The organism is Methylobacterium thuringiense, assembly GCF_022179645.1.
Classification (GTDB): domain Bacteria; phylum Pseudomonadota; class Alphaproteobacteria; order Rhizobiales; family Beijerinckiaceae; genus Methylobacterium; species Methylobacterium thuringiense.
The window spans coordinates 18,643-30,864 of the sequence record NZ_BPRA01000015.1; the positions used below are offsets into that span (position 1 = coordinate 18,643).

Genomic DNA, 12,222 nt, shown 5'->3' on the forward strand with positions numbered 1-12,222 from the left:
GAACTTACCGGCAGGCGGTGGGCCTTGATAACGCAAGCGGGGCAAAGGCACACCTTCAGCCGGCTGCCTCGACGAACGTACGATTTCAGACCGTTCCCACCAGGCTTCTTTTCCGGTGCGCGCAGATGCCTAAGATTCCTTACGTGCAACCGATCGAACATTCCGGCCTGGTGGAGCCGCGTGGTTAGACAACCGCGGCGGCCCCGGACGCAGCCGGATCACTCGTCTTCATCAAGCTCGTCCGTGGCGCCGATCTCCTCGCGGCGCTTCGCGTTCTCGTCTCGTAGGAAGCCCTCCGATGACCATTTCGCTCGACCCGTCTCTCGCAAGCGGACGGGAGGCGGGGCTGGCCACGCAGATCGAGCCGTCGATGCTGCCGGAGGCCATCCGCCGTCACCTCGCATCCGTTCTCGACCAGACCTACGGCCCCCTCGACACGGAAGCCCGCAGCGACGGCCGCTTCGCCGACCTGCTCGCACGGCTCGGCCGTGCCCTGACGGCCCAAGAGGAGCGCGACGCCCGCGCCTTCCACGAGGAATTCCTGTCTCTCGTACCGAACCTGCGCCGGTTCGCGATCTCGCTGACGAAGGACGCGGCGCGGGCCGACGACCTGGTGCAGGACACGCTCCTCAAGGCCTGGCGCAGCCGCGCGCGCTTTGCAGCCGACACCAATCTCGGCGCTTGGCTGTTCACGATCATGCGCAACGTCTTCTACTCGGACTACCGCAAGCGCAGCCGCGAGGTCCCGATGAGCCCGGGCGACGAGGCCGGGCGGCTGGTCTCGATCCCGGAGCAGCCCGGTCGCCTCGACCTGCAGGACATGTCGATCGCGCTCGGTAAGCTGCCCGACGTCATGCGTCAGGCGCTGGTCCTCGTCGCCATCGAGAACCTATCCTATGAGGAGGCGGCCGCGGTGATGAACTGCAAGATCGGCACGGTGAAGAGCCGGGTCTGGCGGGCGCGCGAACAGGTCGCGATCCTGCTCGGCTTCGACGCCCACGAACTCGGCGCGGACCGCGTCACCATGTCGGTGGTGAACGGCGGCGGTCTCTCTGCCATCTCCTGACCCGCGTATCCTGCGTAGCGAGCGACGAGACGATGCCACCCGAACCCGCGATCTCCTACGCCGACATCCGCGCCCGCGCCTACGAACTCTGGGACCGCAACCACCGCCCCGAGGGTTGCGAGATCTCGTTCTGGCTGATGGCCGAGCGCGAGCTACGGTCCGAGCGGACCGGACAGGAGCCAACGGCCGTCGAATCCACGGATCCCGTAATCACAGGACGGAAGCAGTCGCGGGGCTGATACCCCGCGACGGACCTTCAGGTCACGCAGCCGTCGCCGGCACGCGCCACCGCGCCATCCAGGCCTCGGCGCGGGCGACATCGGACTGTGTGAGCCCGTGGCCGGCCGGCAGCACCGCGTGCTCGACCTCGGCACCGGCTCGGCCGAGTTGTCCGGCGAGCCGGCGGGCACTCTCCTCCGGCACGATCGGATCGGCCGCGCCCGACAGGATCAGCACCGGCTTGCCCCCGAGATCGGCCGCGGGCGGCTCGGCCAGCGGCACCATCGCCCGCAGCAGCACCGCTCCGGCCAGGGACTCGGGCCGCAGCAGCAGCATCGCGGCGGCGATGTTCGCGCCGTTCGAGAAGCCGACCGCCAGCGGCGCGGCGATGCCGTAGGCCGCCCGCGCCTCGGCGACGAAGTCGGCGAGGTCCCCGGCCCGGCGGCGCACATCGTCCTCGTCGAACACGCCCTCCGCCAGCCGCCGGAAGAAGCGCGGCATGCCGTTCTCCAGCACGGGGCCGCGCGGCGACAGCAGCGCCGCCCCAGGCGCCAGCGACCGGCCGAGCGGCAGCAGGTCGGATTCGTCACCGCCGGTGCCGTGCAGGAGGAGCAGCGGCGGCTGCGCCGGATCCGTACCCGGCTCGAAGCGGTGGACGAACGACAGGTTGTTGGGGGACGTCATGGCGACCTCCTGAAAGGGATGGATCGCCCCGTCCCGATAGTGGGACAGGGCTCTTTGTCAGGCGACCTTCGGCAGCGCGTCCACGATCCGCGCCCGCTGCGGCTCGAGGAAGGCCGGCAGCTTGAGTGCGCTGCCGAGGGCTTCCACCGGTTCGTCGACAGTGAAGCCCGGGATGTCGGTGGCGATCTCGAACAGCACGCCGCCGGGCTCGCGGAAGTAGACCGAGCGAAAATACTGCCGGTCGCGCTGCTCGGTCACGACGAGCCCGTGCTTCTCGGTGAGCTTCGCCGCCATCGCCGCCTGCGCCGCATCGTCCACAGCCCGGAAGGCGATGTGGTGGACCGATCCCGCCCCCGGTCGGCCGCGCAGGAACTCCCCCACCGCCCGCAGGGTCACGAAGCCGCCGTAGGCCGTGCCGCTGGCGAAGCGGAGGCTCGACCCCTCCCGGCCGGTCTCGGAGAATCCGAGCACGTCCGTGAGGATCGTCGCCGTCGCCGCGGCCTCGCCGAGCAGCAGCGTCACGCCGTGGAAGCCGCGGATCGCATGTTCCGCCGGCACGCCGCCACCACTCCAGACCGCTTCGTCGCCGTCGATTCCGACGAGCGCCAACGCCATCCCGTCGGGATCGCGGAAGCGCAGCACCGGCTCGCCGAAGACCTGCACAAGGGCGTCGTGGTCGACGCCCTTCTCGATGAGGCGGTGCGTCCACCAGCCGATCGCGGCACGGGGCACGCGAAACGCCGTCTCGCTCGTCTCGCCGATGCCGACCCGGCCGGGGGCCGCACGGTCGAACGGGAAGAAGGTGAGGATCGTGCCGGGGCGGCCGGTCTCGTCGCCGTAATAGAGGTGATAGGTGCCCGGATCGTCGAAGTTGACGGTCTTCTTCACGAGCCGCAGGCCGAGAACCTCGGTGTAGAAATCGAGGTTGCGCTGGGCCGCGCCCGCATAGGCGGTGACGTGGTGGATGCCGTGTTCGGACATGACGAGGTCTCCTGAGGACGCCCCGCGGAGCGCCGTCGGTCTTTCGATGGAGACAATCTGGTACTTGCCGGCTCGCGAGAAAACAGAAACGATGGAAACCCATCGTTTCCGGTCTTGCCTGATGAAACTTCCCGATTTCGAGGCCTGGGCCATCTTCGCGAAGGTGGCGGAGGCCGGCTCGATCAGCAGGGCGGCGGAGGATCTCGGCGTTGCGAAAGGCACGGTCTCGAAGGCCCTGACCCGGCTCGAAGCGCGGATCGGCGCGCGCCTGTTCAACCGCACCTCGCGCCGGCTCGCCCTCACCGAGGCCGGCCGCACGGCCCGCAACCGCGCCGCCCGCATCCTGGCCGAGGGCGAGGCCGCGGAGGCCGAGGCCACGGCCTCGACGGCGGTGCCGCGGGGGCTGGTGCGGCTCGCGGCCCCGATGTCCTTTGGCGTGCTCCACGTGGCGCCGCTGCTGCCGGCCCTCCTCGCCCGGCTTCCCGAAGTCGCGATCGACCTGCATCTGAGCGACGCCCTGGTGGATCTCGTCGGCGGCGGCTTCGACGTCGGCCTGCGCATCGCGGCGCTGTCCGATTCCTCGCTGCGCGCCCGGCGGCTCTGCGCCGTGAGCCGCTCCCTGGTAGCGACGCCGGCCTATCTCGATCGGCACGGGCGCCCCGAGCATCCGCGCGACCTCGCCGGCCAGTGCTGCCTCGGCTACGCCTACCTGCCCACGCCCGACCGCTGGCACTTCACCGGCCTGGACGGTACCGAGGCCGTGGTCGCACCGGCCGGGCCGCTGCGCGCCAACAACGCCGAGGCGCTGGCCTCTGCCCTGCGGGCAGGCCTCGGCCTCGCGGTGCAGCCCGATTTCATGATCTGGGACGACCTGCAGGCCGGCCGGCTCGAACGCGCGCTGCCGGGCTGGTCCCTACCCCCGATCGCCCTCCACCTCGTCACTCCGCCGGGCGAGCCGCGCCCGGCCCGCGTCACGGCGGTGATCGCGTTTCTGGCGGACGCGTTCTCCACGGCGCCGTGGTCGCGGCGGGCCGCGGCGTGACCGCCGCGCTACTCAGTTTCGCCACCCAAGCCGCTAAACGGGACTGTGCACGCACGCGACCATCTCCAGCATATCGTTGAAAGCGCCATCGATGTCGCCGTGGTCGTCACCGACCTGGACGGGGTGGTGACGGATTGGAACGCCGCGGCGGAACGGATCTTCGGCTGGCACCGCGAGGAGATCATCGGCGAACATATCGAACGCCTCTTCACCGCCGAGGATCGGGCCCTCGACCGGGCCGGCTACGAGATGCGTACGGCTCTTGCGGAGGGCCGGGCGAACGACGAGCGTTGGCACCTCCGGAAGGCCGGATTCCAGTTCAGGGCGTCGGGCGAGGTGACGTCCCTGCGCGGCGCGGACGGAGCGCCCCAGGGCTTCGTCAACCTCGTTCGCGACCGCACCGCCAGCACGAGGCCGGCCTGCGCCTCCGGGAGACCCAGGAGCGGTTCCAGACGCTGTTGGAGACGATCGAGACCGCGAACTCCCGGTCGGATCGGGCCGCCGCGATCAACACGACACCCCAGACGGCGAGTATCTCTCCCTCTGCGTGAGTGACACCGGCACGGGCATGCCGCCGGAGGTCGTCGCCCGCGTGTTCGAGCCCTTCTTCACGACGAAACCCACCGGCCAAGGCACGGGGCTGGGTTTGTGGATGATCCACGGCTTCGCGCAGCAAGCTGGCGGATAGGTGCGGGTCACCTCGGAGGTCGGCAACGGCACGACCGTGTGCCTGCACCTGCCGCGCCACCACGGCGAGGCCGACGGCGGCGACGTGGCGCTGACGCTGACGGAGGTCGCCCGCGCCGAGCAGGGCGAGACGGCGCTGATCGTCGCCGACGAGCCCTCGGTGCGCATGCGCGTCACCGAGGTGCCGGAAGATCTCGGCTACACCGCCATCGAGGCGGCCGACAGCGTGGCGGGACTGAAGGTGATGCAATCGGACGTGCGCATCGACCTGCTGGTGACCGATGTCGGACTGCCGGGCGGCATGAACGGACGACAGATGGCGGACGCCGCCCGCGTCGGGCGCCCCCGCCTCAAGGTTCTGTTCATCACCGGCTACGCCGAGAACGCGATCCTCGGTCACGGGCACCTCGAGCCCGGCATCGAGGTGCTGACGAAGCCCTTCCCGATGGAGGCGCTCGCCTCCCGGATCAAGGATCTGATCGTGTCAGGCTGAAGCCCTATCCGGCCAGATGGCGTCGGGCCGGTGATTCTAACATCTGTTTCGACGGGCTTTCTTTCGGCCGACCGGCATCCACTTGGTCGAACGTCACTTTAACATGGATACTCCGGCAGCTTCGGCGCTTGTCCATTGCAATATATGTATTCAGAAATCCGATGTTGAAACGCCAGTTCCGGCCCTCACTGGAGCCGCAGTCGGCACGCCGCCGACGGTCCCATCGGTCGTTGTGGGCGCTTGCGGCGCAGCGCCTTGCTGCTTCATGCGCTGCTCTGCCGCTCCCATCGTACGGCCAACAGCATCAGCATCAACGGCCCATCGTTGGCTCCAGGCAATGGCCACGACCTGCATTTTCGCTTTCGACCAGGGATGTTCGCCCCGCCACGAAAGAATTTCGGTGGCCCCCTTCAGCTGCAGGTCCGCCGCCTGTGCTTTGACCTCCTCGTTAAATTTGTCGAGGTTGAAGCTCTGGGTGGAGTTATCACTCATCCCGCGCTTCTCGTAGGCCTCGAGAGCCTTCGTATTTGCTAGCAGCCGTTCGCTGACGAATCGCTGAATGGCTGCCATCGCCGATAAGCTTGCCCGGCTGCGATCGGCCGGCATAAGGCTGGTCTGTGGTGCGACGCCGAAGCCAACCACGACGCGTTCACCGTTCTCGTCCGTGAAAACGCGCGCACCCATGGTGTAAGCAAGCCAATCTGGGTTCTCAGTCTTGATTGCCTCGAATTGCTGTCGAACGGGAGGTTGGGGTGCTTCACGCTGGATCGTCAGGGTAGAGTTCCAAATCGTTTCCGCAATCCCAGCAAGTTTTGGCGTCCAAATAAGGCCAGTCAAGACATGGTATTTGCCCCCATCCTCTTGGCTCGGCCCCTCGCACTGGACGACGGTAAAGGCGCCAGAGGCGAACATCTCCGCACTACGTTCCATGCTCTGGTTGATTCGCAACTGCTCCGTTGCTATCGCAGCGCGTTGCTGCGCTTCAGTACCACCCGACCATTTGGGGTCGAATCTCTTAATCTCAGCGTCGAGAGCTTTGTCTGTTAGCACCAGGGACTTGTCGATTATCGAAAGTTGCTCGACGACCGGCCTCAATGAAGGTGGTGCATCATCACCACCAAACGTTCTGGCCGCCGCCGAACGGCTCGAACGCATATTGGAGCGCATCGCCTCGGCGAGCGCCTTCCGAGCATTGATCTCGGCGTAGCTGAAAGCCGCATTGCGGCCCACCAGCCAGTTCCGCGAGCCCACCGGTTCGTCCACTGGAGCCTGCTCGTGGGCGACATAAACGAAGTAGCCGTTCTTTTTCTCGTTCTTGCCGTCCTGAAGCTTCTCTTTCACCTTCCAATCAGCCCAGCACTTCTCTACTGATGCCTGTTGCGCTCCTGCGGACAGGTGCGCGCCGCCGTTAAGCGCTGCCGTTGCTTCAGCAGTCCCTACCGGCTCGCTTGTTTGGGCAAGTGCCGCCACATTTGCTCCGACTAGCAAGGCGGAAACTAGGCCGCAAAAGCTAAAACGCTTCGCGTTCATCGAATTGATCCCCATTTAGCGCCGACCGATGCCACCGAGCGCACCACCCACAATTCCCATGAACGCGCGCGCCGCCTGCTCATTCTGAAGCCTTTTCTGCTCGGCCTGATGCTGGCCTTCCATCATACGGTCGATTGCCTCGGCGGCATCTCGATGGCCCATGGACGCAGCCCGTTTGAAAAGCCGAATTGCCTCATCAGGACCGACGCCTTCGACACGTCCTTTCGAGATCATCGTCGCCAAGCTGACCATGGCGCCAGGGTCGCCAAGGTTGGCACCTTGGCGGAAACTGGCAACTGCGCCGGCGAGATCGTTGCGGCCAACCCGGGTGTCCAGCAGCGCCCAACCGTAGTTGTCATAAGCTGCCCGATAATTCTGGCGCATCAATACCTGCAGCAGAGGGAGGGCCTTCTTCGGATCCAATGCTTGGTAGGCGCGGGCAAGCTGAAACCGGTAGCGTCGCTCCTCGGGATATAGTCGAACAGCGCTCTCACAAGCCTCGGCTGCTTCGCCTCCGGCGCCCCTCAGGACATCCCAAGGAACGCCGGGCACGGTCTTCGGACGGTCAGGGTCGTAGGGCCCCGCAGCGGTCTGGTCGCACAATTCTCCCGCTCGCGCTGTTTTAGCCTGACGCTGTGCCTCAGCCTCTCGCTGTGCGGCCTCGCGTTGTACGCGATCTGCCGCTTCGCGCTTCGTACGATCGACAGTCTGCCGCCACTCGTTGACGATCTTCCGATCAACGATCAGAAGTTTGTCGCCGGTTCGCGGGTGGAAGCCGGAGTTGTCAAAGAACTCGTAGACCTGTGCCTCACGCCAGTACCAGACTCGGGGCTCCCCCGTGACAGGATCAAACCACGCTATCGTCGTCGGATCGACTAACTTCGGCGGCCGCTGCAATCGGTCTATGCGTTCTTGTTCCTCTTTTTTTACGGCTTGAGATTTTGGCACGCAAACCGTTACCTCGGACTTCATAGACAAAGAACCGCCCGAGTCCGTCGTCTTCCGGTTTTCCTCAAGTATCTTAACCCGCACGAAGCCAGCCAAACTTGTCTGTTCTAGCTGCTTGAAGCGCTGTTCGGCATCACTGTTTACAATCTCTGCACGATTTTCACGCGACGACTTTACTTCAACGCCGACGACCTGCCCAATGGCGCTTTGGTTTGTTCGGTCCAGAGCCCGCTTCCTTGCGGCATCCATTTCAGCCCAGCTTGAAAACTCCTCGTATACCGCAACTGGAACCACTACTTGTCGTACACAGTCACTGTCGTCGTAACCAAGTGCTGGAGTAATAACTAACATAGTCGTTCCGACGGGCAGGAGCATCGTCGCAGCGTAACAAAACTTCCTCACCGCAAGTCCAAACAAAAATGGCATGGGCGGCGCTTCGCTGACATCTCTCTCAAGACGGTCGAATTTAAAGCATCTCTCGGCCGAAAAACGCGTTAGCGCTACCGAGTGCACATGCAAATTCAAGCGCCACATGTTTTACTCGTTAAGATTGCATCTCCCACTTCTCTGCTCCCAGATCTGCGTCCTGCCGTCGAGAGCAGAGATGCAACAACTCGCAGCTTTTTGGGGTCGTCCTCTATCATGGTTGACGAGGCTGTCCTCACAGCGCGACTTCAAATCGTCAGTCGCACAAAGTCGCGTGCCGCACTCAGCGAGACGCCGGCTGTTGATCTGGCGCTCTAAAAAAAGGCATGCCGTAACGAATCATTTCAAGACGATCAACAGGCTTTTATTCAGAAAATTTTCTAGTCTATCTTCGAATTTCTTAAATAACCGGATAAAATTATGGCCAATCAATATTGGCTATAAGCAGTCCTCAAGTTTTTATCTTGAGAATCTAAGAGTATCTCCGCAGAAAAAGGGCGAGCAAGTTGCGGTACGCCCGGACGTTGACGAACTAATCTTCGATCGCTTCCTTATCAATGCCCCGGCGGCCCACCCCGCTCCCGGCACGCCCCGCACTCCCCCTCGACTTCGATGATCCGGCTCGTCGGCGTGAAGCCGGCTTCGGCCACCGCGTGGTGGAGCTGGCTCTCGATGGCCGGGGAGGTCATCTCGTCGATGCCGCCGCAACTGCGGCAGATCAGGAAGAGCAGGCCGTCGCGTTCGCCGTGGTCGTGGCCGCAGGAGACGAAGGCGTTGCGGCTGGCGATGCGGTGGACGAGGCCGTGCTCCGTGAGGAAATCGAGGGCGCGGTAGACCGAGACGGCGGCGACCCGCTTGCCCGATCCGCTCAGGCGCTCGGCGATGTCGTAGGCGCCCATGGGCTTGGCCTGGCCGGCGACGGCGCCGAGCACGTCGCGGCGCAGGCGCGTGAACTGGAGGTCGCGCTCGCGGCAGAGCCGCTCGGCGCGGTCGAGCACGCTCTCGTGGTCGGCATGCCCGCAGGGGGCGCCGGATGGCTCGGCGGCGTGGTCGTGCATCGTGGCGATCCTTCGCCTCCCTAAAGCGCTGTCCGACGCGATGGATGCCGGTCCATCGAAAGAAACGGCGTTCCGGCAGACACCCGCGCGCGTCTCGCCCGCAGGTCTGCCGATTGAAAGCCGGCACTGTTACAGTGTATCAGCCGCCCCTGAGAGTAGGCGCTCGGCCGTTTTTCGGCAACGACGACCCCGGTCGCCGCGACGTCGCTCCCACCGATTCCCTTTGAGACGGCCCTCGACCGGGATGCCCATGACCCGCCGTCCCGACAGCGTTTCCTCCGAGACCGTTCGCGATGCGGCCGGCTCGCTATTCCGCGCCGGGATCGGCGTGCGGCTCGTCGCGGCGCTCGCGCTCTCGGCCGTGCTCTGGGCCGCGATCCTCTGGGCGAGCGCATGAGCGGCGGCATCCGCATCCGCGGCCTGACGCTCGGCTACGACCGGCACCCGGCGATCCACCATCTCGACGGAACCATCGCGCCCGGCGACCTGCTCGCGCTGGTGGGGCCGAACGGGGCCGGCAAGTCGACGCTGCTGAAGGGGCTCGTCGGCGAAGTGCAGGTGCTCGAAGGGCGGATCGAGCGCGGGGCCGCGGCCGGCGCCATCGCCTACCTGCCGCAGGCCGCCGAGATCGACCGCGACTTCCCGCTCTCCGTGCTCGATCTCGTGGCCATGGGCCTGTGGCGGTGGCTCGGCGCCTGGCGCAGTCTTTTTCGGGGACGCGCCGAATGCGAGGCCGCGCTTGCGGCGGTCGGACTCTCGGGCTTCGAGGACCGGCCGATCGGGACGCTCTCGGGCGGGCAGTTCCAGCGGGCGCTGTTCGCGCGGCTGATCGTGCAGGACGCGCCGGTGATCCTGCTCGACGAGCCATTCACGGGGATCGACGCCCGCACCGTCGGCGACCTGCTCGCGCTGATCCGCGGCTGGCACGGCCAGGGTCGGACCGTCGTCGCGGCACTTCACGATCTCGGGCAGGTCCGCGCGCATTTCTCGAAGACGCTGCTGCTTGCCCGCGAACCGATCGCCTGGGGTCCGACGGCGGTCGTTCTGACCCCGCCGAACCTCGAGCGAGCGCGCCACCTGTCAGAAGCCTGGGACGAGACCGCAGCGATCTGCCGGCGCGACCATGACGATCATGGCCACCACGATCACGCTGCCCATGCCGGCCATGGCGATCATCATGGCCATGATCATCCGGGGCATCACGGCGTGAAACGCGAGGCCGCGGAGTGATGGACGCCCTGATCAGTGGCCTCGTCGGCCCCTACGAATTCGGGTTCATGCGCCGGGCCCTGGTCGGCTGCCTCGCGCTGTCGCTCTCGGCGCCGCCCCTCGGCGTCTTCCTGATGCTGCGCCGCATGAGCCTGATGAGCGAAGCTATGAGCCACGCCATCCTGCCGGGCGCCGCCGCCGGCTTCCTCGTCGCCGGATTGTCGCTGCCCGCCATGACCTTGGGCGGCCTCGTAGCCGGCCTCGCGGTGGCGCTTCTGGCCGGATTCGTGACCCGCTCGACCATGCTCAAGGAGGATGCGAGCCTCGCCGCCTTCTACCTGATCGCGCTGGCCGGCGGGGTCTTCCTGGTGTCGCTCAGGGGCTCGCAGGTCGACCTCCTGCACATCCTGTTCGGCAGCGTGCTGGCGCTGGACGACCCAGCCCTCTGGCTGATGGGCGGCGTCTCGACAGTGACGCTTCTCGCCCTCGCCGTGCTGTATCGCCCCCTGGTGATGGAGTGCGTCGACCCGCTCTATCTCCGCACCGTCAGCCGCGCCGGAGGGCCGGTCCACTACGCCTTCCTCGCCCTCGTGGTGATGAACCTCGTCGGCGGGTTCCAGGCGTTGGGCACGCTGCTCGCGGTCGGCTTGATGCTGCTCCCGGCGATCACCGCCCGCTTCTGGGCGAGCGACCTGTCGGGGCTGATTCCGGTGTCGATGCTGGTCTCGGTGATCGCGAGCGCGATCGGTCTCACGGTCTCATACAACGCCGAGATCCGGCTTCCGACCGGACCTGCGATCGTGCTGGCGGCGGGCGCGCTCTATATCCTGTCGATGCTGGTCGGGCCGCGCGGCGGGTTGCTGCAGCGCCTCGTCCGCCGACGGCATCTCGAAGCCTGATCAGAACAGCCGGCTCTTCGCCCAAGCGCTTGAGAAGCATCGCGGAATTCCGCGCTCAGTTCATCAGATGTGCAAGTCCGGGGATGTAGCCCGACGCCCAGGCGAGCGCGCTCATGATGCTGGCGAACAAGGTGTAGACGAAGCCGATCGAGATCCCGACGCCGATCCCGCCGAAGACCAGCCCGATCAGCACCACAATCCCGTCCCGCTCCACCAGCCCGAGGCCGATCAGCGAGATTGCGAGCCCGAGCGGGATCTGCCCGAAGAACGGCGGCGCAACGATCAGCGCCAGCGACAACGCCAGCAGCGTCACGCCCATGCCCCGCATGCCGAGCGCGGAATCGAACACGCTCATGCGTGGCTGCGACCAGCGTTCCAGCCGCTGCAGCAGGGGCACCGCCCGCGTTACCGCTTTCTCGACGGTCGCGCGCGCGATCGAGGCATTGAGGATTTTTTTCGGAAGCCAGGGGGCTGCCATGCCGGCCGTGATCTGCACTGCGACGAGCAGTAGCAGCAGCCCACAGACCAGTGGGATCGGCGGCGGCATCGGCAGGCAATTGGGTAGGCCGAGCAGAACCACGAGCAGCGCGAAGGCACGGTCCTGCAGCACGGCAACGATGTCGCCGACCGAGAGCCGTTCCCCCTCCTGGCTCGCGAGCACGGTGAGGACGTCAGAAGTTCGTGCGCCGGAGGACAAAAGGGCTCGGCCCTGAGCTTTGCGTTTCCGGCGGGGCTCTAGCCTACCCCGGCGATTCCGCCAAGCGAGCGGGGTCGAACCGAGCCTGGCCAAGGAGTCCGCCTGTGCGGGCGGTCTCCAGGTTGCAAAAACTTACAAATTCTCAATTTCAAGTTTTCTTCAAGCCAGAATGTGCCATTAATGCAGCTGAATTTCAATCAATACTGACATTCACAGCTTTATACGGGTGCTAGTCTGTTTTTCACATCGCGATCGATTATCGTCCTTGCCGGGAGCGATGCGC

The 12,222-nt window shown here is 65.7% G+C and carries 12 protein-coding genes and 2 pseudogenes; 8 read left to right on the forward strand and 6 right to left on the reverse strand.

Going from position 1 to position 12,222, the window contains the following annotated elements:
* Positions 1–370 precede the first annotated feature (370 nt).
* On the forward strand, positions 371–1,066 hold the full coding sequence (locus tag MFF07_RS16310; protein WP_373322380.1) for a sigma-70 family RNA polymerase sigma factor: 696 nt from the start codon (positions 371–373) through the stop codon (positions 1,064–1,066).
* Positions 1,067–1,098: 32 nt separating this feature from the next.
* Entirely contained in the window at positions 1,099–1,305 is a 207-nt protein-coding gene (locus MFF07_RS16315) for a DUF2934 domain-containing protein (protein ID WP_147818125.1), read from the forward strand.
* A gap of 22 nt (positions 1,306–1,327) precedes the next feature.
* Here MFF07_RS16315 and MFF07_RS16320 read toward each other — a convergent pair whose 3' ends face one another.
* Together MFF07_RS16320 and MFF07_RS16325 are read right to left on the reverse strand one after the other, a co-directional pair.
* Positions 1,328–1,969, reverse strand: a complete 642-nt coding sequence (locus tag MFF07_RS16320; protein WP_238232380.1) for an alpha/beta hydrolase — start codon at positions 1,967–1,969, stop codon at positions 1,328–1,330.
* A gap of 57 nt (positions 1,970–2,026) precedes the next feature.
* On the reverse strand, positions 2,027–2,950 hold the full coding sequence (locus MFF07_RS16325) for a ring-cleaving dioxygenase (RefSeq protein ID WP_238232381.1): 924 nt from the start codon (positions 2,948–2,950) through the stop codon (positions 2,027–2,029).
* A 121-nt stretch (positions 2,951–3,071) separates the two neighbouring features.
* Between MFF07_RS16325 and MFF07_RS16330 the strand changes: the two genes are divergently transcribed.
* The 3 genes and pseudogenes from MFF07_RS16330 to MFF07_RS16340 form a co-directional block, all read left to right on the forward strand.
* Positions 3,072–3,992 (forward strand): LysR family transcriptional regulator, encoded by a 921-nt coding sequence (locus MFF07_RS16330; protein ID WP_238232382.1) that lies wholly within the window; start codon positions 3,072–3,074, stop codon positions 3,990–3,992.
* 99 nt (positions 3,993–4,091) lie between these two features.
* A pseudogene (locus tag MFF07_RS22730) lies at positions 4,092–4,340 on the forward strand (PAS domain S-box protein); the annotation flags it as partial.
* Between the two features lie 116 nt (positions 4,341–4,456).
* Positions 4,457–5,172 (forward strand): annotated as a pseudogene (locus MFF07_RS16340) (ATP-binding protein); the annotation flags it as partial.
* A 150-nt stretch (positions 5,173–5,322) separates the two neighbouring features.
* On the opposite strand, the gene MFF07_RS16345 reads toward MFF07_RS16340, so the two are convergent.
* The 3 genes from MFF07_RS16345 to MFF07_RS16355 all read right to left on the reverse strand — a co-directional run bounded on the left by MFF07_RS16345 (position 5,323) and on the right by MFF07_RS16355 (position 9,134).
* Positions 5,323–6,702, reverse strand: coding sequence for a hypothetical protein (locus MFF07_RS16345; RefSeq protein WP_238232384.1), 1,380 nt, complete (start codon positions 6,700–6,702; stop codon positions 5,323–5,325).
* Between the two features lie 15 nt (positions 6,703–6,717).
* The gene (locus MFF07_RS16350; RefSeq protein WP_238232385.1) at positions 6,718–8,184 is read right to left on the reverse strand and encodes a tetratricopeptide repeat protein; all 1,467 of its coding nucleotides are present in this window, start codon (positions 8,182–8,184) and stop codon (positions 6,718–6,720) included.
* A gap of 446 nt (positions 8,185–8,630) precedes the next feature.
* Complete coding sequence (locus MFF07_RS16355) at positions 8,631–9,134, reverse strand: Fur family transcriptional regulator (protein WP_147816512.1); 504 nt, start codon at positions 9,132–9,134, stop codon at positions 8,631–8,633.
* Positions 9,135–9,384: 250 nt separating this feature from the next.
* Here MFF07_RS16355 and MFF07_RS16360 point away from each other — a divergent pair, with 250 nt between their 5' ends.
* Genes MFF07_RS16360 through MFF07_RS16370 form a run of 3 tightly spaced genes read left to right on the forward strand, consistent with a single transcriptional unit; the run spans position 9,385 to position 11,242 of the window.
* Positions 9,385–9,531: a hypothetical protein gene (locus MFF07_RS16360; RefSeq protein ID WP_238232386.1), complete on the forward strand. Its 147-nt coding sequence runs from the start codon at positions 9,385–9,387 to the stop codon at positions 9,529–9,531.
* A complete protein-coding gene (locus tag MFF07_RS16365) occupies positions 9,528–10,364 on the forward strand; it encodes a metal ABC transporter ATP-binding protein (RefSeq protein WP_238232387.1) in 837 nt (278 codons plus the stop codon). The genes MFF07_RS16360 and MFF07_RS16365 overlap by 4 nt, the downstream gene beginning before the upstream one ends.
* Positions 10,364–11,242 (forward strand): metal ABC transporter permease, encoded by an 879-nt coding sequence (locus tag MFF07_RS16370; RefSeq protein ID WP_187272465.1) that lies wholly within the window; start codon positions 10,364–10,366, stop codon positions 11,240–11,242. The genes MFF07_RS16365 and MFF07_RS16370 overlap by 1 nt, the downstream gene beginning before the upstream one ends.
* Positions 11,243–11,297: 55 nt before the next feature.
* On the opposite strand, the gene MFF07_RS16375 is transcribed toward MFF07_RS16370, so the two are convergent.
* Positions 11,298–11,939, reverse strand: coding sequence for an exopolysaccharide biosynthesis protein (locus MFF07_RS16375; RefSeq protein WP_373322369.1), 642 nt, complete (start codon positions 11,937–11,939; stop codon positions 11,298–11,300).
* Between the last annotated feature and the right edge of the window lie 283 nt (positions 11,940–12,222).